General features: G+C 34.1%; 15 protein-coding genes. 4 read left to right on the top strand and 11 right to left on the bottom strand.

Going from position 1 to position 22194, the window contains the following annotated elements:
* Window positions 1-188: 188 nt before the first annotated feature.
* From KF816_01445 to KF816_01435, 3 genes are all read right to left on the bottom strand, one after another.
* On the bottom strand, window positions 189-2279 hold the full coding sequence (locus KF816_01445; GenBank protein ID MBX3006668.1) for a methyl-accepting chemotaxis protein: 2091 nt from the start codon (window positions 2277-2279) through the stop codon (window positions 189-191).
* Window positions 2280-2293: 14 nt separating this feature from the next.
* Window positions 2294-2698 carry an energy transducer TonB gene (locus KF816_01440; GenBank protein MBX3006667.1) on the bottom strand — a complete coding sequence of 135 codons (405 nt, stop codon included), beginning with the start codon at window positions 2696-2698 and terminating at the stop codon, window positions 2294-2296.
* A gap of 85 nt (window positions 2699-2783) precedes the next feature.
* The gene (locus KF816_01435) at window positions 2784-3269 is read right to left on the bottom strand and encodes a chemotaxis protein CheW (GenBank protein MBX3006666.1); all 486 of its coding nucleotides are present in this window, start codon (window positions 3267-3269) and stop codon (window positions 2784-2786) included.
* A 785-nt stretch (window positions 3270-4054) separates the two neighbouring features.
* On the opposite strand from KF816_01435, the gene KF816_01430 reads away from it, so the two are divergent.
* From KF816_01430 to KF816_01415, 4 genes are all read left to right on the top strand, one after another.
* On the top strand, window positions 4055-5323 hold the full coding sequence (locus KF816_01430; GenBank protein ID MBX3006665.1) for a response regulator: 1269 nt from the start codon (window positions 4055-4057) through the stop codon (window positions 5321-5323).
* A 16-nt stretch (window positions 5324-5339) separates the two neighbouring features.
* Window positions 5340-7601 (top strand): PAS domain S-box protein, encoded by a 2262-nt coding sequence (locus KF816_01425; GenBank protein ID MBX3006664.1) that lies wholly within the window; start codon window positions 5340-5342, stop codon window positions 7599-7601.
* Between the two features lie 70 nt (window positions 7602-7671).
* Entirely contained in the window at window positions 7672-12630 is a 4959-nt protein-coding gene (locus KF816_01420; protein MBX3006663.1) for a PAS domain S-box protein, read from the top strand.
* A gap of 349 nt (window positions 12631-12979) precedes the next feature.
* Complete coding sequence (locus KF816_01415; GenBank protein ID MBX3006662.1) at window positions 12980-14128, top strand: pyridoxal phosphate-dependent aminotransferase; 1149 nt, start codon at window positions 12980-12982, stop codon at window positions 14126-14128.
* A 58-nt stretch (window positions 14129-14186) separates the two neighbouring features.
* On the opposite strand, the gene aroE is transcribed toward KF816_01415, so the two are convergent.
* The 8 genes from aroE to KF816_01375 form a co-directional block, all read right to left on the bottom strand.
* Window positions 14187-15065 carry a shikimate dehydrogenase gene (aroE, locus tag KF816_01410; GenBank protein ID MBX3006661.1) on the bottom strand — a complete coding sequence of 293 codons (879 nt, stop codon included), beginning with the start codon at window positions 15063-15065 and terminating at the stop codon, window positions 14187-14189.
* Between the two features lie 12 nt (window positions 15066-15077).
* Entirely contained in the window at window positions 15078-16496 is a 1419-nt protein-coding gene (locus tag KF816_01405; protein MBX3006660.1) for a tetratricopeptide repeat protein, read from the bottom strand.
* Between the two features lie 85 nt (window positions 16497-16581).
* Window positions 16582-17748, bottom strand: coding sequence for a hypothetical protein (locus KF816_01400; protein ID MBX3006659.1), 1167 nt, complete (start codon window positions 17746-17748; stop codon window positions 16582-16584).
* Window positions 17749-17919: 171 nt separating this feature from the next.
* On the bottom strand, window positions 17920-18291 hold the full coding sequence (locus KF816_01395; protein MBX3006658.1) for a hypothetical protein: 372 nt from the start codon (window positions 18289-18291) through the stop codon (window positions 17920-17922).
* Window positions 18292-18344: 53 nt separating this feature from the next.
* Window positions 18345-19571 carry an ADP-forming succinate--CoA ligase subunit beta gene (gene sucC, locus KF816_01390; GenBank protein ID MBX3006657.1) on the bottom strand — a complete coding sequence of 409 codons (1227 nt, stop codon included), beginning with the start codon at window positions 19569-19571 and terminating at the stop codon, window positions 18345-18347.
* 121 nt (window positions 19572-19692) lie between these two features.
* Window positions 19693-20388 (bottom strand): hypothetical protein, encoded by a 696-nt coding sequence (locus KF816_01385; GenBank protein MBX3006656.1) that lies wholly within the window; start codon window positions 20386-20388, stop codon window positions 19693-19695.
* A 12-nt stretch (window positions 20389-20400) separates the two neighbouring features.
* Entirely contained in the window at window positions 20401-21237 is an 837-nt protein-coding gene (locus KF816_01380) for an ABC transporter permease subunit (protein ID MBX3006655.1), read from the bottom strand.
* Complete coding sequence (locus tag KF816_01375; GenBank protein MBX3006654.1) at window positions 21234-22160, bottom strand: ABC transporter ATP-binding protein; 927 nt, start codon at window positions 22158-22160, stop codon at window positions 21234-21236. The genes KF816_01380 and KF816_01375 overlap by 4 nt, the downstream gene beginning before the upstream one ends.
* Window positions 22161-22194: the final 34 nt, after the last annotated feature.

Genomic DNA, 22194 nt, shown 5'->3' with positions numbered 1-22194 from the left:
CCGGACACTTAATAAGTTTACAATTTAAGTCCGGCAGAAAATAGGGTAATAGAATTATCATTCTTTATAATATTTTTTAGGAATTACGTCAACAAGGGGTGTTTTATTTTGTTACGAACTAATTGATTGAGGCAATCTTTGGTTGACGAGATAAAAGGGCGGAATAAATCCGCCCAAGTTTAAGAATATTAATGTCGACCATGGTGGAGCAGTTTTTCTCCATGTCTAGATTTACCAGCTGTGAGCGAGTGTCCATTAGATGAAACTTTGAATTTGAAAACCAGCTCTTGTAGATTTACAGTCAATCTACTAAGGTCCTCTGCTGCACGGGCAATCTGATTAATACCGGTACTTGTTTCTCTTGTAACGTTACTAATACCTTCAACATTTCGGCTGATTTGTTCGGAAGAATTAGATTGTTCCTCACTGGCGGCGGCTACTTGAACTGCAACATCTGTTACTTTTTGTGCGCCTTCAATAATTTCTTTAAGCACATCTCCGGCTTTATTTGCGAGAGCCGTTCCCTTTTCAACTTCTTCAGTACCTTGATTCATAGATTTTACAGCTTCGAGAGTTTCTTTTTGAATTGTCTTAATCATATTTGCGATTTCTTTTGTTGCTTTCGTTGTACGCTCGGCCAATTTTCTAACTTCATCAGCTACAACTGCAAATCCTCTTCCCTGTTCACCTGCACGCGCGGCTTCAATTGCGGCATTAAGAGCTAACAAATTTGTCTGATCAGCAATATCATCAATTACCTGAACTATCTCACCAATTTTATCGCTGCTTTTACCTAAAGCCGCAACTGTTTGAGCTGAGCTGGTAACCACATGCGAAATGCGCTTCATTCCATCAATAGTTTCATAAACTACATTTCCACCCTGACGTGCTTTATCTCCTGCGCCTTTAGCTGTCTCAGCGGCAAAGGAAGCGTTTTTAGTATTATCCATAATTGTTCTAGTCATCTCTTCTATAGCGGCAACAACTTCGGAAGTTTGAGCTGATTGTTCTTGTGCGCCGGCGGCCATTTCTTCAGAACTGGATGAAATCTGATTTGCGGCACTTGCTGTAGCTGAAACAGCTTCATTAACTTGTCCAAGAGCATCGCACAATGATTCACCAACTTGATTAATGCTATCAGTAATTAATTTCAGATCGCCATTATAAGCTCCTTTAACTCTAACAGTTAAATCACCATTTGCCATTGAGGCAAGAACTTCGGCGCCCTCCTGTAATGGGAATATGACACCGTCAAGAGTATTGTTTACACCTTGAATAATTTTCTTAAAGTCACCCTGATAGTTATCGGCATTTCCTCTTATTTTCAAATTACCTTGAGCCGCGGCATCGGTTAGCGTAGTTATTTCGCTAATCACTTCTTGAAATGTTTCTATTTCTCTATTAAAGTGGTGAGCCAATTCATCGTCTGCAGAGGCTGCATTAACCTTCTCAAAAATTCCGTTAGAAATATTCTCTGCTGCTTTTATTTTTTCTAATTGCGCATCTTTTAACTTGATCAGCATCTTCTGCATCTCACCAAATTCATCCTGGCTCTTAATGTTAAGTTCTACATTATAGTTTCCAAGGACATATGAATTAAGAACTTGCATAAAGGTTTTAAGAGGTTTAACAATTGTTGGAGCAACAATAAAAACACTTATTCCGAATGCGATAGCGCCGACAAGCATACCAATTACAATAAGAGTAATGGCTCTAGTTGTTCCATCAGTGATATTATTGCCAAGTGTTGTTCCTCTTTCATTTAGAGAGTTCTCAACATCGGCAAACTTACTCTCGATTTGTGTTGAAATTTCCTCCCCGGAAGTTGTAGTAATAACTGTTGCCATTTCCAGATCTTGCATTAAAGCGGCACTTAATATCGCATCAACAACCACATTTTTATAATTAACCCAAATTTTACCAACGTTTTCAATTTCTGTTTTTACTTGAGGATCAAATTCCTGCGATTGCAAATACTTAAAAATAGTATCTATTGCAGCTTTTTCTTTTGAAATGAATTTCATGTTCTCTTCTGTACTTGAGGTAAAGTCGGGTATAGAAAATTTGAGAAGAGTGAACTGAATTCCCTTGAACCGATTATAAAGTTCATTAATTTTTTTCTGTGGCGTCAGAAATTCATTAAATAATAATTCCTTATTTGTATCGGTATTCTTTAGCTCAACAAATGCCACAATAGCAATCATAGTCGAGACAGCCGCAATAAAAAACACACTAAGCTGAATTTTTCTAATAAGTTTCATTTTTTGAATAAACTGCATTTTAATCTCCACAATTATTTTAATTTGAACTGAATCGCGAGTGAAAGTTTTGATTTAACCGCAGCGCCATTATGCTCCGCTGGGCTAAATTTATGCCCCTTTATAACATCGGCGGCTTCCTCATCGCATCCTCCTCCAATTCCTTTTACTACCTTTGTATCATCCACTCCGCCACTTTCATTTATATAAATCAGGATATAGACTTTTCCTTCGATGCCGGCTTTTTGAGCCATTGGGGGGTATTTAATTTTTTTCATAATTGCTTCAACACCCCCAACCGGAGCGGGCATTTTTTCGGCGAATACAACATAATCTTCTTCACCAGGCAGCAAATTTTTTCCGGTCACAATGTTTTCTGCTGATATAATAAATGCACACAGCGAAAGTATTATCGTCCTATTTAATATTTTAGTTTTCATATAACAGTCCTTGTTATAATTATAATCCATTATCGAATTTTGTTTTAATTACTTTATATCAAAAAAAAAAGTTAGCGCCGGATAATTAGTGTACAGCACTTAGCTGAGCCGATTCTTCCAGTGTAATAATTTTATTGAGATCAATTAATATTAAAAGTCTATCCTCAAGTTTACCAACCGCTTTAATAAATTCTGAATCGATTCCCGAAACCAATTCTGGTGGAGCTTCGGTTATGTTTTTTGGAATTCTTAACACTTCTCGAACCGCATCAACAATAAATCCTATTGTTTTATTAGAGATTTCAACAACCACAATTCTGGTATCTTTATCATATTCTTTTTTCTCTAGGCGCAATCTTGTTCTCAGATCTATAATAGGTATTACTCTGCCTCTTAAATTAATTACCCCTTCAACAAAATCGGGTGCGTTAGGCACTTTTGTAATTTGGGTCATTTTATTGATTTCTTGAACATTCAGAATATCAACCGCAAATTCTTCGTTCGCAATTTTAAAGCTTACCAGTTGCAATAATTCTGTGGTTTCGGTCTTGTTTTCTTGAATGTTAGCCATTTGCACTCCTTTTGTGATTCTTATTTATGCATGTATGACAAAGCACATGCCACTTTATTAAAATTTATTTTTGGACTTATTATCGGGAGTAATTGCAAAAAAGTTAATAGGTAATTGTGAAATATTTTTTCCAAGATGAAAAACTATAACATCAATATTTGGCGGATTTTGGAAATCCCAAGTCGCTTAATTAATAACGCCCACCCATGCAGCAAATAAACGAAAATGGTGAAATTTCTATTAAAAACAGACTTTTCGTTTTTTAGTTTTTTAATGAGACAAACGCTTGTCAATCTGTGGCGTAAATCTATCTGGCAGCTCGGCCCTTCGGTATTTATAGTTACTAGTATCATATTTTTATAATCCATTATCGAATTAAACTGGACAAATTTGATACCACTTTAATAATTATTTTTTTTCTCGACCTCATTCTTTTATTATTTAATAACTGGTTAATATTAGCCAGCAGTCTATTATTATTCTCTTTTCCCCTATTTATAAAAAACGAACCGCGCCAAGTTTATTATTCTTATTAATTGTCTTTTTTTTTCAATTATTAAAGCTTTTTTTGGTTTATTTACTTACTCATAAATATTTATATTTTTCATTTTTGGCACTTTTATTGCCGTATTATCTCCTCATAATCCAGATTGCTAGATTTGGTTGAAATTAGATTTTGATTGTGCGAGGAATTTCTGAAGCTAAATAGAGAATAAATAAACAATAATAGGGTACATTAATCATGTTACCCGTAAGTATAACTATAAATCATGGTAGGAAAGTAAATGCTAAAATTTTTAGTGATTGATGATGACGAAAATGTTAGAATGGTATTGCGGACTTTATTAAAAAGAAGGTTTCCCTGTTCCATATTTGAAGCCTCGAATGGCGAATTGGGATTAAATGCTATTAATGAACATCATCCCGATTTAGTTTTTATGGATATTACAATGCCGGTAATGGATGGAATAACTACGCTCAGCCGGATAAGGACAAATCCAGTAACACAAAAACTACCTGTTATGATGATTACTGCTCTAAATGATAAAAATGTGATTGCCACTTTATTATCACTTGGAATTTCTGATTATATCCTAAAACCGATTGATGTTGAACAATCATTTCAGCGAATTCTAAACTATATCAATAAACTTAAAGATGAGAAAAAATTAACCTCTTTTGGAAAGAGAACTTTTATTACTAAAGTTAATTCAGAGCCTGAAATTTTACTGGTGGATAATAATTTACGGCAGCGATTAATGGTTTCCACATGGCTTAAAGAAAGATTAAAAGTAAATGAGTGTGCAACTGGAACCGAGGCTTTAAATTATTTTCTATCAAAAAAACCGCAAATAATAATCTTCAGTGATCATTTGAATTTGCTCGATAAAAAGATAATTACACAAAAAATTCCAGAATATGCAAAAGATGCTCCAGTTTCTATTTTTGTAATGATTAACGATTCTGATTCTGTTTCCAACAAATTATTTGTATATGATGGAATTCTTAAACTCACTAAAGACCAGGATTCTTTTTTGAGAGAGTTTGATAAAGTTGTACTCTCGATGGTCGATCCGCTTGATAAAGTAAACGAATTTTTTAATGAGCAAGATTCCAATATTCGAAAATCGATCACATTTGTTTTTAGCGACATGGCTAAAGAAGTGCCTAATTTTCTCGATGATACAAATCAAAATGAAGATGAAAACCGTTATTGTGCGAAAATGTCGTTAACAGTAAACGAGGAGGATCTGATTATTGATTTTACTCTTCTCGCGGCAGAAAACACAATTGTTAACTTTTCAAATATCGTGAGTAACCTTCAAAAAAGAGAAAGTGCCGTGGCTAATGAGATATTCCGTGAGACAGCCTCATCCCTTTTTGAAAAGATTAAACTCTTACTTGTTGAAAATAAATACAATATTTCGTGGGAGTCTAAATTATTGATCGATGATGCTAAGGGATATAATTCGCACTCTGAAAATAAACGATATGAATTTTCCGTAAAAGATAATTATCGTTTTGCTTTCGCTTTATCATACAAGAAAAAGTAATGAAAGATTAGTATTGATGAAAAAAATGAACCAACCACATATCGAGGAAAAGAATAAATCAGTTCTGGAGAAATTCAGTTGTGACGAACTAATTAACGCAACCACAACCTTTCTATGGATAACTACACCCAATAAGGGCGCTATTTTCTTTAATAATGCGTGGTTAAATTTTACTAATCGTTCCTTGGCGCAAGAATTAGGGAATGGATGGCAAGATGGACTAAATCCCGATGATGCTTCAGATGTTATAAAAAAAATTAAGCAGTTCGAAAAGAAAAAAAATAATTATTCAATTGAATTTAGGATTAGAAGTTCAAAGAATAACTATAGATGGATATTGTGTAATGCTTCTCCGAGGTTTGATTACGACTCCAAATTTGCCGGCTTTGTGGTAACCGCCTTTGATGTAACTGAAATAAAAAACACGGAGTTAACACTTAAAAGACTCGAGACAGCAGTTGACTTTTTGCACGAAAGCGTTGTGGTTGGTGATATAAATGGAATCATTTTTTATGCAAATGATGCATCAGTGAAAATGTTCGAAGAAGATATTGATAAAAAAGATTTGATCGGAATAACTTATTTCGATTTGTTCGAGTCGCACCACATGAGTAAAGCCGGGGAGGATTTTAAGGAATTATTGAAAAAGGAAATTATTATCAACAAGGGGTATACATTCCTCACTAAAAATAACAATAAGAAATATTTGGAAATGAGCGCTTCAATTGTAAAAGATGAAAAGGAAAACTCAATCGGTTTCATTTCCGTTATACGCGATATAACAGAAAAAAAGATTGCCGAACAAAGAATTAGCGAAAGCGAAAAACGTTATAGAAATCTTTACGAAAATGCGCCTATAGGTATTTTTAGAACCACTACTGATGGGCACATTTTAATTGCGAATCCACATCTAATAAGTATGCTGGGTTATAATTCACTTGAAGATCTGCAAACCCAGAACTTAAATAACATGATGGTTTCACAAGTACTCTCTCGGTCAGATTACCAAAAATTACTTGAAAACAGTGGTAGTGTTTCTTCTGTTGAAACTGCATTTTATAAAAAAGATGGCTCTATTATTTATACTCAAGAGAATGCAGTTGTAGTTAAAGATGATGCCGGCTACATTAAATACTACGAAGGAACAATTGAGGATATTACAAAACGAAAAATGGCGGAAGAAGCTTTGAAGACAGAACGGGAATTGTTTACAAATGGGCCTGTTATTGTTTTCAAGTGGCGTGCCGCAGAATACTGGCCGGTGGAATATGTTTCTTCTTCAATTCAATCGGCACTTGGATACACTCCCCAAGAATTAATTGAAGGTAAAGTTAATTTTCATGAATTAATACATCCTGATGATTTTTACAAGGTTGCTGATGAAATTCGGGACTATAGCTTGAGTAAGTTACCTACTTTTAGGCAGGAATATAGATTAAAACACAATTCAGGGGAGTATAGATGGTTCAGCGATTATACTCTTGTTATTAGAGATAAAGAAAATAATATCACACATTATCTTGGCTATTTGCTGGATATCACCGAAAGAAAATTGGACCGGGAAATACTCGCTAAATCGGAACAAGATCTGAAAAAATTAGTTGCGATGAAAGATAGGTTCTTTTCTATTATTGCCCATGATTTGAGAAGTCCGTTTCAAGGTTTGATTGGAATTACGAACATACTTTTGGAAGATGATGAATTAACACATGAAGAAAGAATCACTTTTACTAATAAACTTCTTGATGGATTACGCGCCGAACATCGATTGCTGGAAGATCTTTTAACATGGAGCAAGTTACAGCAGGGGGGAATTGATTTTGACCCGTTGGAAAATTCAATCAAAGATGATATTCTCGAGGCAATTAACTCTGTAACTCATTTGTTAGAGAAGAAAGGAATTAAAATTAATCTATTAGTTGAAAAGCCTCTCCGTTTAATTTATGATAGAAATATGATTGCAACTGTTCTAAGAAATTTAATTTCGAACAGTATTAAGTTTACACAAACCGGCGGCATTATTGAAGTTGGTTATGTCATCAAAGAGAATAGGTTGATAGTTTCGGTAAAAGATGATGGAATTGGTATTTCTGAGCAAAACATTGCCAAGCTTTTCAAGAATGAAACTCATTTTTCAACTCGTGGCACTAATTCTGAGTCGGGCTCTGGACTAGGTTTAATTCTTTGCAAAGATTTTATCGAAAAACATAGTGGATGCATTTGGGTAGAATCAATGCTGGGTAAAGGAAGTACATTTTATTTTTCGTTACCGTTATAAATTATACTTTTAACTGGTAAGTAGATTACATAGAAATAGTTATTAATAATGATACAAATAGAGGAATATTTTGAGTCGACATAGATCATCAAAAAACTCGAAAATGGTGGAGATTTTTTCCGAACTAATTTCTTACTATACTTTTTATTGTGTTAGTGATGCCAATAGCAATTATGAGTTAGAATGGATTGAAGGGAAATTTGAATCTATTACTGGATATGGTGATAATCAAATTAAAACCCTTTCTGATTTGACAGCACTTATTCCAGAAGATGATAGAATTAATTTTGAAGCCAGCATCAAAAATTTAGAAATTGACCATTCTCATAAAATTCAATTTAAACTGGTTAAAAGAGATGGCTCGGCAATTTGGCTAGAACAAACGGGTAAATCACTACTTATTGATGCCAAACTTAATATTAAATCTTACTACGGCGTTGTTCATGATATTACCGAATATATTAATTACAAAAGTGTTTCCTGCGAACATGAGGACCTTCTTCACACCACAATAACAAATTCGCCTGTAATACTTTTTGCTATAAATAGCGATGGCGTTTTTACAATGTCTGAAGGACAGGCTTTAGAATCATTAGGATTAAAACCGGGGCAAGTGGTAGGACTCTCAGCATATGATGTTTATAATGATAATCCTAAAATAAAACAGGGTGTAAGGGATGCTTTAAATGGTATGCTGGTTGAAACCACAGAAGTTGTGGGGGATAAGGTTTTTCTAACAAAATATAGTCCTGTAAAAAAAGAGGATGGCTCAATCTCTGGTTTGATTGGGATTGCCGTAGATATATCCGAGAAGCATCATGCCCAAAAATATTTGAGAGAATCGGAAGAAAAATTTTCTAAAGCTTTCAATGCAGCATTAAATTCTATAAGTATAACCAGACTTTCGGATGGAGTTTATGTTGATGTTAACGAAGCATACGAAAAATTAACCGGCTGGACTAAAGCCGAAGTAATTGGGAAAACTTCTAAGGAATTAAACATTTGGTTTGATTACAACGACCGTGTTCAACACATTAAAAAATTAGAAACCAGCGGCTTCATAACTGAGTTTGAAGCTCGCCATCGAAGAAAAGATGGAAGTTTCCGAATTATTTCAATGTCATCAACACTTATCGAGTTAAATAATGAAAAATATAAAATATCCTTTCATGATGATATTACTGAAAAGAAAGAGGATGCAAAAAAAATCAAGTTGCAAGCGGATCTACTTAATTCAGTAGTTGATTCGGTTTTTCTCTTAGATATGGCTGGCTCGATCAAATACGTAAATGACGCAGCTGCCAACTTACTTGGTTATACAAAAGAAGAATTAATGACGATGAATATTAGTGATATTGATGATGAGGAAACACAGGCTAATATTCCAGAGAACATGCAAAAACTGCATTCAACCGGTTTCCTTGATACAGAAATTGTTCATCGGAGAAAGGATGGTTCAAAGAAAAGTGTTGAATTATCTGCAAAAGTTGTTACGCTCGATAATCAGAAAATGGTTTTATCAATCACAAGAGATATAAGCGAGAAGAAAAAAGCCGCGGCACAGTTGTTTGAATCAAATAAATTTAGCCAGGAAATTATCTCTAATGCAAAATTCGGAATGGCTTACTTAAATACTAATTTCGAAATTCAAGTGTGGAATCCTTTCATGGAAGCCTTAACCGGTATTCCATTTAGTGAAGTTTTGGGAAAACCATTCCCCGAATATTTTGAAGCAATTACCGATAAATCTGTGATATTAAGAGCTTTAAATGAAGCGCTCAAGAACCATACCTCCACTTTACCCGATACTTTTTTTGATATAAAGGAAACAGCTAAACAATTTTGGTTATCTACAACATTTTCTCCCATTGCAAAATCAAGTGGAGAAATCACAGGAATCTTGATTACTTTTAATAATATCAGTGAACGAAAAGCAATGGAGAATTATCTTAAATATTCCGAAGAAAAATTCTCAAAAGCTTTTCATAACAGTTCGGATGGCATTATTATTAACCGATTAAACGATAATGTAATAATTGAAGTTAATAAAGGCTTTGAGCTTCTATCTGGCTATAGTACCGAAGAAGTTCTGGGAAGAGATCTACTTAGCTTTAATGTATGGAAGTATCTTGAGGATTGGGACCGTTTTATTGAGCAATTAAAAAATACTGGCGATTATCCAAATTGCGAAAGAGTATTGGTGAACAAAAATGGTGATATTATTTATTCGCTATTTGCCGCTAAGGTGTTTTCTATAAACAATGAGCAATATGTAATTACGACAATTAAGGATGTCACAGAAAAATTTTATGCCGAGCAGGAAATACATAAACATAAACAGTATCTGGAAACTATTTTCGATTCGGTAAATGAAGCCATTTTTATTCTTGATGCAACAAATGGAAAAATACTCGACTCCAATAATAAAGCAAGCGAAATAACCGGCTACACACACGATGAATTTTTAAAATTGTCGTTCGACAATATTAGTATTAATGAGTATCCATATGATAGAAAGAGTGCTCTTCGCAAGTTTTTTTCTGTTGTTAATGGTGGTAAAGATATGTTTGAGTGGCTGGCAAAAAGAAAGGATGGATCTGTTTTTTGGGTTGAGGTGAATATTAAGTCTGCAATTCTGGAAGATCAGAAGCGTCTAATTCTATCGGCACGCGACATCAGTGAACGAAAAGAAACAGAAAGCATAATCCAAAAAAGTGAAGAACAAAACAGAATACTCGCATCATCCTTGTTAAACTCTCCCCTTGCTATGATTTACTGGAACGTGCGTAACGAAAATATATCCATAATTAATATCAACCCAACTGCTGAAAAACTACTAGGTTATACTAAAGAAGATATCCTCGATTCAAATTTTATTGACATGTTTATCGATAAAAATACTGTTGATTTGAATTCGACAGTAATGGATCTGCTTAAAAACAATTTTATTCAAAAAAATATTACTAAAGAAGTAACTACCAAAGCCGGCAGTAAGAAGTTAGTTGTCTGGTTTAATACTTTAATTTATGATCAATTTACAGAAACGTACAGTGTTCTTTCATTGGGTGATGATATAACTCAAATTCAAGAGTCGGAAAAGATGATTCAAGAAAGCGAAGAGAGATATAAAAACCTTTTCGATTTTTCTCCTGAGCCTATCTTCGTATATAAAAACGATACAATAATTTTTGCAAATACAGCAACAGCTTTACTTTTAGGGCACAATTATCCCGATGAGTTAGTCGGCAGCTCCATTTACGATTATGTTCACCCTGATAGCATTGAAATTACTAAAATTAGGCAGAAGCAGATGGATATGGGAGAAGTTAAGCTTCCCACCATCGAGCAAAAATATGTACGCATCGACGGTAAAATTATTTTTGTTGAGGTCTCTTCAATTCCATTTGTATTCAAAGATATAAAAGCCGTTCAAGTTGTGCTAAGGGATGTTACAGATAGAAAAAATTCCGAGTCCGAGTTAAGAAAACTTTCAAGTGCAGTTCAGCAGAGTCCCGCCGCTATTGTAATAACCGATACAAAAGGAATAATAACATATACTAATCCAAAATTTTCTGAAATTACAGGTTATTCATTTGATGAAGCTATCGGCAAAAATGTTAATTTCTTAAATGCAGGTACGCAGAATGTCGAATATCATAATTTATGGGATAGAATTTCATCTGGAAAAGAGTGGCGTGGAGAATTTTTAAATAGAAAAAAATCGGGAGAAATTTATTGGGAGTTCGCCTCTATCTCGCCAATTAAAAATCAAAGGGGAGTAACTACCGGTTATCTGGCAATTAAAGAGGATATTACAGATAGAAAAAAAACTGAAGAAGCTCTAATTGAATCAAAGCTTGAAGCTGAGGAAGCTAATAAATTAAAATCGTCATTATTAGCAAACGTAAGCCATGAGTTTAGAACCCCTTTAAATGGAATTCTAGGATTTGCTCAACTGCTTGCCGAAGAAATCCCAGACCATGAGCTAGCCGAAATGGCTCAAAAAATTGCTCGTTCCGGAAAAAGATTAATGAACACGCTTAATTCTGTTCTAATGATTACTGAACTTGAAAATAATGAGTATCTAATATCAAAGAACGATACAGATCTTAATATTTTCTGTAAACAGCTTTCAACACAGTATCAAAGATTGGCTGCGGAAAAAAATCTGAATTTTATTGTTCAACTTCCTGACAAAACTGTAATTGCCGTCTTAGATGAATCATTACTATCTAAAGCAATTAATCACATCGTTGAAAACGCTTTTAAATACACCTTCCAAGGAGAGGTTAAAATAACTCTTGAATATAAACCGGCTTCAGAAGGAAGAACAAAGGCATTAATACATATTTGCGATACCGGTATTGGTATTAAAAAAGAGGATCAGCAAATAATTTTTAGGGAATTCAAACAGTTGAGCGAAGGGTTTAGAAGAGATTATGAAGGTCTGGGATTAGGCTTATCCCTTAGTAAAAGAATTGTGAATTTAATTGGTGGCAATCTTGACGTAGTTAGCGAGGTTGATAAAGGTTCTTGCTTCACTATTACGCTAAATAATGATATTTATACCATTAATTCTGAAGAAGATAACGAAATTAATACCCACCCAATTATGAATGACGACCAAGACGAAACGAGTAAAGCTTTAGCCAAAACACCATCAGTTCTCTTAATTGAAGACAATCAATTTAATATTGAGGTTGTTCAAAAGTTTTTGCATAAGTATGCAATTGTTGATTTTGCTCGAGACGGTTATACTGGAATTGAGATGGCCAAAGAGAACTTTTACGACATACTTCTAATTGATATTAATCTTGGAAAAGGTATTGACGGACTTCAGGTTTTGACTGAGATAAAAAAACTGGATAAATTTTCTAACACTCCAATGGTTGCAATTACCGGTTATGCGTCTAATGTAAACAGAAGAGAGTTTTTAGCACAAGGGTTTACACACTATCTCGCGAAGCCTTTTGAAAGACGCGATTTATTAAAACTTTTAAAAGAAATATTGGATAGACCGGAAAACTAATTGAGGTATTTTTATTAATATAGATTTTGATCTAGATAAAGAGTGTTGTGATTTTACTAATTAGATTAGTTATTCTTTGGCTCACCTCATTGTTTGTGTTTTTAAGAAATGCATGAATACTTATAAATATGAATAATTTTAAATATAAACCTTCAGCTAAATTTTATATGTTTTTATAAACCTCTTCCCTTTCAACTTTAAAGATCAAGTGCTATATTGGGCAAGAAATTAATGATTCCTGGATTTGTTCCTTTCTTTAAATCGATCTAATAAAATTATAATATAAAATTAATTGGAGTCTAAAGTGCCCGTATCACAGCGAGTTAATAAGATTGGTGTATCGCCAACTATGAAAGTTGCCGCCGAAGCAAAAGAAATGAGCGCGCGGGGAGAAAGCGTCATAGATTTTAGTGTCGGAGAGCCCGATTTTCCAACACCACAAAACGTAAAAGATGCCGCAATAAGAGCAATCGAAAATAATCAAACTCGCTACACGTTAAACCAGGGCACTGTTGATCTAAGAAAAGCAATTTCTAAAAAATTAAAGGATGATAACAATCTGGATTACTCCCCAAACGATGTGATAGTATCATCAGGTGCAAAACATAGTTTGTACAATGTTATACTCTCTATCTGCAACGAAGGAGATGAAATTATAATTCCAGCTCCCTACTGGGTTTCTTATCCCGAAATGGTTTCGGTTTCTGACGGGGTTTCTGTTTACATTGATACAAAGGAAGAAAATGGATTTAAGATGACCCCTGAACAGCTTAAAAAAGCAATTACTTCAAAAACGAAAGCTGTTATTTTGTGTAATCCTTCTAATCCAACCGGTTCTGCATATACTAAAAATGAACTAGAAGCAATAGCCGATGTTGTTGATCAAAACAATTTTTATGTTATTGCCGATGAAATCTATGAAAAACTTGTCTATGGTAGTTATAAATTTGTAAGCTTTCCTTCTTTGAGGGAAAGTTTAAAACAAAAGACTATTCTTGTTAATGGTTTATCTAAATCTCACGCAATGACCGGCTGGAGAATTGGTTATACCGTTGGCCCGGAAGATGTCATCAAATCCATAAATAAAATTCAGAGCCATAGTACTTCTAATGCCGCTTCTATTTCACAAGCTGCGGCGGTAGAAGCGTTAAATGGCCCGCAAGAATATGTTGAGATGATGCGGATTGAGTTTGAAAAACGCAGAGATTACTTATTTGATGAACTTTTATCAATTGAGGGAGTTTCTTGTTATAAGTCCGAAGGAGCATTTTATCTTTTCCCAAATGTATCGGCATACTTTAATAAATCTTTTTCTACTTACCACGTCAAAGATTCTTTTGATTTATCGATGTATTTGATTCGGGAAGCAAAAGTTGCCACAGTTCCCGGAAGTGCTTTTGGCGCCGAAGGTTTTATTAGAATTTCTTATGCAACATCCTTGGAGAATATCAAAGAGGGTGTAAAGCGAATTAAAGAAGCGTTGGCAAAACTTTCTTAAAAAAAAGTCATGCGGGTAATTAACCTGCATGACTCATTTTTCAGTTTTAAAATTTCAATTAAGTAACCAAATAATTTTCTAAAGTTTTAAATACTTTATCCACCGGCATTTTTTCACCAGTCCATAATTCATAAGATTTTGCTCCCTGCTCAACAAACATTTTTAATCCTGTAATAATTGTTGCGCCCTGTCCTTCAGCCAATTTAAGCAATTTTGTTTTAACCGGATTATAAACCACGTCAAAAACTATTTGCCCTTTCATGAATGATTCCCCGATAGTTGTAGCGGAATCATCTATCTCGGGAAACATTCCCATTGAGGTTGTATTTATAATCAACTTCGAATCTCTGAACACGGAGATTAAATCTGGTGGAACGAGTGGAAGCGATCTCAATTCAGTAAACAGCATTTTTGCAGAGAAATATTCTTTTAAAGATTCTCCAATCTGTTCTGTTCTATTAACTATTATAATTTCACCCGGTTTGAAGTTTCTTATCAATGAATAGATAACACTTCTCGCGGCACCTCCAGCGCCAATAACAACAACTTTTTGTCCGGCAATTTCATCTTTGTAATCATTTAACGATTCAATAATTCCGTAAACATCTGTGTTATAGCCTCTTAAAACACCATCGTCATTCACAATTGTGTTTACAGCACCAACAGTTCCAGCTTCCTCAGAAACGTCTTTTAAGAGTGGAACAATTTTTTCTTTAAGGGGAATTGTAACATTAAAACCTTTGATGCCAAGCGCGATCATTCCCCTAATTGCATCTTTCAATGAGTTTGAAGGAACATCGAAGGGCAGATAAATATAATTTAACTTTCCAATTTCAAAGGCAATGTTGTGCATTAGGGGAGAAAATGAATGCCTAATGGGGTGACCAATTACCCCGACAATTTTTGTGTTATGATTAAATTTATTCTGCAATTGCATTAATTATGATTATTAGTTCTCTTCTATCAGTTTATTAAACAGCTTTGATAATTTTACTTCAGGATAATCTTTAGAAAAACTATTTCTTATTGACGGGTCAATTTTAAACGCAAGTTTCAAAAAATCGATTGCTTCTTTTGTATGATTCAATAAAAAATAAATTTTTGATTTTTCGTAATAACTGTTAGCATCATTTGGATTAATTCTTATACATTCATCTAATGCTCTCAAAGCCTCGAGCCACATTCCAGTTTCACCATAAGTTTCTGCTAATTTATACCATCCTTCAAAACTATCGGGATTGAGCTCTAAAGTTTTCAAATAACTTTCAATTGAGAGCTGAATATTTCCTAATGAATATTCAAGATCCGCTTTGGCAAGCCATGCTTCTTCCGAACTTGATGTAATCGAAATCGCTTTGTTAAAATCCTTTAACGCTAAATGATACTTGCCCACAGAATCATAACAATATCCTCGTGATAAATAGGCCTCATAATATTCTTCATCCAGTTTAATTGCCTGTGTATAGCATTTTATAGCTAAAGAATATTCTGAAAGCTCTTCGTAGGTTTGACCGAGATTATATAAAATAGCATCATCATATGAATCAAGTTCGTAAGCCTTGTTATATGCGCTTAAAGCATCGGTAAATCTCTTCATTCTAAAATATCCAAATCCACAGTTAAACCAAGAACTTGAGAAATCATCCTTGAGCGCAATTGACAACTCAAAACAATTAATTGCTTTCGGATAATCTTCCATCCGTAAAAAAACAATTCCCTTATTATACCACGCGGTGTAACTGTTCGGGTCAATTTGCAGATATTTATCATATGCAGCTAGTGCGTTTTCGAGCTGATCGTTGTTTTCATATGAATAACCAAGTTCATACCAGGCTTCCATGTATTCTGGATCTATTTCTACAGCTCTTTTAAAATTTTGAATGGCCTCATTAAATCTTTCCTTTTTTTGATAAAGCATACCCAAATTAAAATAGGTCTCATCATCGGTTGGGGAAAGCTCCAAAGCTTTATGAAGCGAGCTTACCGCATCATCAAATAATCCCAGGTTATCTTCTGCGATTGATTTATTAATGTGGGTTTCTATATCGTTTGGATTAAGTGATAAGGATTTGATAAAACAATTGTAAGCTTCATCGAAACGAAAAGAATTATTGAGCAGAACGCCTTTGAATTGCCATGCCTCGGAATTATATGGTGCTATATCCAGAATTGATTCTACTAGATGAAGACCATCCTCAACAAAATCATACTCAATGCATAGTTGAACTGTATCTTCAATTAAATCTATATTAGTAAATGCTCTGCCTTCTTCAATAATTTCTTTGCACAAAACAACTTTCTCTTTGGCATCTTTTTCACTGATTTGCTCATCAAAACCGTCACCTAAAAAATTATCCGAAAAACTCATCAATATTCCTATATTATTCGTTGGAAAATGTATTGCGAACAAAACATAAAATCAAGTTGAATTTAATTTTAATTGTTCTTGCGCTTTATGCGGTTTCGCTAACTAGAACTTGCTTGTCTTTTGAATTGCAAAGAGGAAAGTTATGAAGCCTTAATGCCGTACCAAATTGTTTTTGAAATTCTGTTTTAATTTTTTCAGAAAAAAGCAGTTCCATGCTTCTATCGGCAATCACAAATGAACTGCGTATTGAAGTACAACTTATCATCTTTGCCCCCATTGTGTAGTTATCCCGCAATGCGTTTTCAACAATAAAATTACATTTGGGACACACTAATTCATAATCTTCATACAAATTTTTATGCGATTCAGAAATTAGTCGGCCGAATAGTGCTATATCTTTTTTCTTGATAGCTTTCAGCGCGAGTTCAACTCTTGTTCTCTCCTGTACATTGTAAAGTACTCGTGAAAATATTTTTTTGGGGAGCATGTGAACATGCCGTAATAAAAAATCTTTGTGAACATCCCGCAAATTTTTAATTCCCCACACATACAATCGTAAACCTCTTACGCCAACTTCACATTCCTCTATTCTCTCATTGCATATTTTTGTTGGATTTTTTATCTGCTCTTCTGTATCACATACCATTAGCGAATAGTTTTGAAACGGACTTGTAATGTTTTTGTACTCTTTCGATCTCAGATCTATAAAAAAGAATTTATTAGGTTTACCATAAAGTATCGCATAGTGATGAGCGATATTAGAAATTTTACCAATATGGGTAAGTTCGTTTGCCCTAACTAAATTCAGAATATATTCATCACTGAGATTCAAACGAAAAGTCTTATTTATCGCGGTCAAGAATCCAATCTGCTGAGATGAAGCAACTCCAAGTCCAATACACTGGGGAGCTTCATTATATAAAACACAATCAAATCCAGATTGAAGCAAATTATCTTTTTTAAGGTATTCGAGTATTCCGCAAAGCATCTGGTATTTTTTTTCTCTGTCATCGTCACACAAATTCATTTCATAAATTGAGAACGAATTATAATATGAAATATTGATTTGATTATCCGCTCTCTTTCTCATCGCAAATAACCATCGTTTATCAATTACATATGATATTAAAATACCATGATTATAGTGGGTGTGATCCCCGAGCAAAATTAAATTGACTTTCGCCGATTCCTGCACAATGGGTCTTGAATCGCCAAATATTTGTTTGAAATATTTAAGGATCTCTTTTTGCATTTTATATAGATTAAAGAATACTAATGTCTTTTTAAAGATAATAAATATTGTGTTTAATCGCTAAAATAGGGGACTTCTAAGATTTTTATTGACTTATTATAAGATTCGTTACTTTTAGTCATGAATGGATTCTACTTTGGGTGTTTATCCACTTATGATGTTTTTGTAGAATTAATTATTAGCGAATCCTTTGCTATCCAGATTGCTAATCATAATAGATTTAACTCTATTGAGTATTTTATTAATTCTCGAATTTGGGTATAATAATAAATCTTCTCTCGATAGATTTCTTGAAAGGGCTTTCAAAGTTTCCGAAATGATAGCAATAAGATTAGATTCACCGGTTAATAATTCAACCGGAAGCATAAAAATTGTATCAAATAGTGCAGTATCAATAAGTTCATTCAACTCAAAAGAAGTTAAATTTTCGAGTTTATATGACTTCGGCAGCAGATTATCCCTCTGCCTCATTGTTAGCTCCAGCTCTAATCTATTTAATATTAGGGCTAAGGCCGTATCTATTGATATTTTAATTTCTATCATAATTTTTAATTCAGCCGCTTTTTTATTAGCGGCTGATAATCAAACATAAGTATTTAATTTATAGTTTCAAGAGTCAAAACGGAGGTAACTTTCTGTGCGGCTTCATGAAGTGTGATGGCTACTTCAAAATTTAAACCAGATTGCTCTAATAATTCTCTTCCCAACTCAGCATTAGTTCCTTGAAGTCTAACAACGATAGGAACCTGAACATTAACCTCTTTAGCCGCATCAATAATTCCCTGCGCAACTCGGTCACATCTCACAATTCCACCAAAAATATTTACAAGAATTGCTTTAACATTAGGATCGGAGAGAATAATTTTAAAACCATTAGCAACCGTTTCTTTATTAGCGCCGCCGCCCACATCTAAAAAGTTAGCTGGTTCACCGCCTGCTAACTTAATTATATCCATTGTAGCCATCGCTAAACCGGCGCCATTTACCATACACCCAACATTTCCATCCAGCTTTATATAGTTAAGATTATACTTTGAAGCTTCTATCTCAAGTGGATCTTCTTCATCAAGATCACGGTAGTTTGCTATATCGGGTTGACGATAGAGTGCGTTATCGTCAAAATTCATTTTTGCATCGAGCGCAACAATCTGGTCATCATTGGTAATGATTAAAGGATTAATCTCAAGCATTGAAGAATCAGTTGCTTCGTAAGCTTTATAAAGTTTTAAAATAAAACTCACAAAATTCTTAAATGCAGGTCCCTCCAATCCAAGACCAAAAGCAAGTTTTCTAGCTTGAAATGATTGAATACCAACTGCTGGATCAATCCATTCTTTCAATATTTTCTCTGGAGTTTCTTCGGCAACTTTCTCAATTTCAACTCCTCCTTCAGTAGATGCCATAATCACATTTTGAGAAACATTACGATCAAGCAGAATTCCGAGGTACAATTCTTTTTTATAATCTAATCCTTCAGTAATAAAGAGTGTTTTTACAATTTTGCCTTCAGCTCCGGTTTGATGAGTCACAAGTAAATTACCGAGCATCTTGGAAGCATATTCCTTTGCCTTTTCAACAGAGGTTGTAAACTTTACTCCCCCTTCTTGAATTAATTCCTCTTTATTGGTTGGATTGTAGAGTTTACCTTTCCCTCTTCCACCGGCATGAATCTGTGATTTAACTACGTATTGATTTATTCCACGAGATTGAAGTTCCGCAATTGCCGAATCGAATTCGCCAATAGATTTTATGGCAATTCCATCTTGAACCGGGACGCCATATTTCTTCAGCAGCTCTTTTGCTTGATATTCATGAATTTTCATTTTTTACCTAAATTTTTATGAAATTGTAAAACACATCCAAAAATTAGCTGATTTCGGTTAGAGATTCAAAATAAAGGGGGATAATTCAAATAAAATTATCCGAAGAATATTTTAAATAGGATTACTTACTCTCTTCATCAAAAAAGCTGTCGGCAATTCCTTTGTTTATAATGTAGTTCCGGTAGGTCATAATTACAGAACCTTTAATTCTACTTGGGCGCTGAAATCTGTTTTCGTTGCCCGAATTTTGTTTCGTTTCATCCTTTGAGTTTTGCTGATCATTGGCGCCCCCCATATTAAATGAAAACTTTAGCGTACTGGGAAGTGGAAGAGTTTTTGCCTCATATGTGAATTTTACCTCTACAGTGCCGCTAGATTTTGTGGAAGTCTCAACTTTATCTATTACCATTTTTTTCGGTTCTATCCAAAGTGTTGATAAAATAATGGCAGTTGTATCGGTATTAGGAATCAGCTTTATCACATCATATTCCACATTATTAATTTTTTCCGCCCTAACATAAAGAGGTGTAAAATCCCCTTTTAATAATTGCATCGGAGAAAAATCCATGCTTTGTTTTGGTATCATCGCGAACCCTTCCGATTCTACCTTAAATTTATCGGGTTGTTTAAAAAATACTTTTGCCTTTGTTGGTGGGACCTTCACAAAATCCATATCCAGTTTCACTTCTACATCGGCTTGGTAATCTTTTATTTTATCGTACTTACTTTGTACCTGATCTATAATTTTTTGCGCGTCCTTTTTTTGTGGAAATACTACCGAGCCAAGAATAAATAAAACCAATAAAATCTTTTTCATCTTAGAATCCTTTTAACTGAGAATATCCTTTTTAATAAATAGATATGTTGTAAAAACATAGAGAACTATAATGTGTCCAACTAAAATCATAACAGAATTCATTATATCTTTATAATCTATGGGATCATCAAAAAAACCATTCCATTGACCCAGGTGGGAAGTAAAGAAGTAGGGGCGCATTTCTTGTAAAAACTCAATCGGAATTGCAGATAAAATTAAGAAGACAATTATTACCGCCATTGTAGAAACAATTGGTCCAATTGCATTGCTCACCATCGAAGAGAAAAATATAGATAATGCCATAACCGTCATCATGCTTAAAGCGGCATAGGAGTATGCTAAAAGCATTCGCCACAATATATCGTCTGCAGCATAAATAATAATTTTACTCTTGAGGACTATTAATTCCCCCGGCCCAAATATTAGTACACTTGCCCCTAAACTAATTATTATTAAAAATAGCATAAATAAAAACGTATATATAAAACCTGCTAAAAACTTGGAGGTAACTAATGAAAAGCGGGAAATTGGTCTTGTAAGAAGCATTCTATATGTACCGGCGGTTGCTTCACCCGCAAGTAAATCTCCACCAACGAGAACAATCAAAAAAGGAATATGAATAAACATTGCGTTTAGTATCAGGTACCCAATGACATAACCATTAAAAAAATTACCCTGCAGTACAAACTGATCGCTTAGTTGTCGGGTAGTTCCCTGAATAAAACTTTCTTGTGTAAAATAGAGAGCAATCTGAACGAGGAGTGTCATTCCAAACATTGCAATAAAGCCAATATAAGTTCTCCATTTCCTAAATATTTTTTCGAGTTCAACATAAATTAAAGTTGTCATTTTCCACTCCCCTCTGTAATCTTAAGAAAATAATCTTCGAGTGATCGTACGGGGATTACCGCGCTTACAATAAAATTATTTTGATTCAAATATTTATTCAATTCGCCAATTTCATTTTGCATCATTTCAAAGTGTAACTCATTTTTAACATGCGCTTTGTACTTATCAATCCAATTTGAATTTTGTATCAAATTAATGGCATCATCAATTCGATCAACTTCAATTGTAACGCTCATTTTATCGGCGTTAAGTAATTCTTGAACTGTACCTTCAACCTGGGTAGTTCCCTTATTAAGAATAATCATTCTTGAGGCAATAATTTCAACTTCACGAAGAATGTGGGAGGAAAGGAAAATAGTTTTACCTTTTTCCTTGCTAAGAAATAAAATTAAATCCCGGATCTCCTTCATTCCTTGCGGATCGAGACCTGTTGTTGGTTCGTCTAGAATAATTAATTCGGGATCATGCAATAATGCCTGCGCAATTCCCAAACGCTGTTTCATACCATGAGAAAATGTTTTTACTTTGCTTTTATATCTTTTATCTAGCCCAACAAGTTCAAGCATTTCCATTATTTTTTTATTTGATGCATCAATCCCTGAAAGTTTACCAAGTATTTCCAAATTTTTATATGCTGAGAGATACATGTAGAAATCGGGCTTTTCGACGATTGCCCCAATTTTTCTAAGTATAATTTCCCGTTTCTGATTGAGTGGCATTCCAAAAATATTTATTGACCCAGCATTAGGTTTTATCAACGAAAGCAGCATTCTGATGGTAGTACTTTTTCCTGCGCCGTTTGGTCCTAGAAATCCAAAGACATCACCGCGATAAACATTTAAATCAAGATTATTTACAGCAATTAAATTTTTATACTTTTTAGTGAGACCTTTTACTTCAATAATTTTTTCGGAATTCAAAATTTCTCCGTTTTTTGAATCATAAGACGAGAGTATG

The organism is Melioribacteraceae bacterium, assembly GCA_019638015.1.
Lineage (GTDB): Bacteria > Bacteroidota > Ignavibacteria > Ignavibacteriales > Melioribacteraceae > JAHBUP01.
This window is presented reverse-complemented; position numbering and strand designations above follow the sequence as displayed.

Excerpts from the sequence above, each read along its gene's own strand:
- sucC (MBX3006657.1), bottom strand. The coding sequence starts at position 19,571 with ATGAAAATTCATGAATATCAAGCAAAAGAGCTGCTGAAGAAATATGGC.
- KF816_01405 (MBX3006660.1), bottom strand. The coding sequence starts at position 16,496 with ATGAGTTTTTCGGATAATTTTTTAGGTGACGGTTTTGATGAGCAAATC.
- KF816_01440 (MBX3006667.1), bottom strand. The coding sequence starts at position 2,698 with ATGAAAACTAAAATATTAAATAGGACGATAATACTTTCGCTGTGTGCA.
- KF816_01430 (MBX3006665.1), top strand. The coding sequence starts at position 4,055 with ATGCTAAAATTTTTAGTGATTGATGATGACGAAAATGTTAGAATGGTA.
- KF816_01415 (MBX3006662.1), top strand. The coding sequence starts at position 12,980 with ATGAAAGTTGCCGCCGAAGCAAAAGAAATGAGCGCGCGGGGAGAAAGC.
- KF816_01385 (MBX3006656.1), bottom strand. The coding sequence starts at position 20,388 with ATGAAAAAGATTTTATTGGTTTTATTTATTCTTGGCTCGGTAGTATTT.
- KF816_01400 (MBX3006659.1), bottom strand. The coding sequence starts at position 17,748 with ATGCAAAAAGAGATCCTTAAATATTTCAAACAAATATTTGGCGATTCA.
- aroE (MBX3006661.1), bottom strand. The coding sequence starts at position 15,065 with ATGCAATTGCAGAATAAATTTAATCATAACACAAAAATTGTCGGGGTA.
- KF816_01445 (MBX3006668.1), bottom strand. The coding sequence starts at position 2,279 with ATGCAGTTTATTCAAAAAATGAAACTTATTAGAAAAATTCAGCTTAGT.
- KF816_01395 (MBX3006658.1), bottom strand. The coding sequence starts at position 18,291 with ATGATAGAAATTAAAATATCAATAGATACGGCCTTAGCCCTAATATTA.
- KF816_01380 (MBX3006655.1), bottom strand. The coding sequence starts at position 21,237 with ATGACAACTTTAATTTATGTTGAACTCGAAAAAATATTTAGGAAATGG.
- KF816_01425 (MBX3006664.1), top strand. The coding sequence starts at position 5,340 with ATGAAAAAAATGAACCAACCACATATCGAGGAAAAGAATAAATCAGTT.
- KF816_01435 (MBX3006666.1), bottom strand. The coding sequence starts at position 3,269 with ATGGCTAACATTCAAGAAAACAAGACCGAAACCACAGAATTATTGCAA.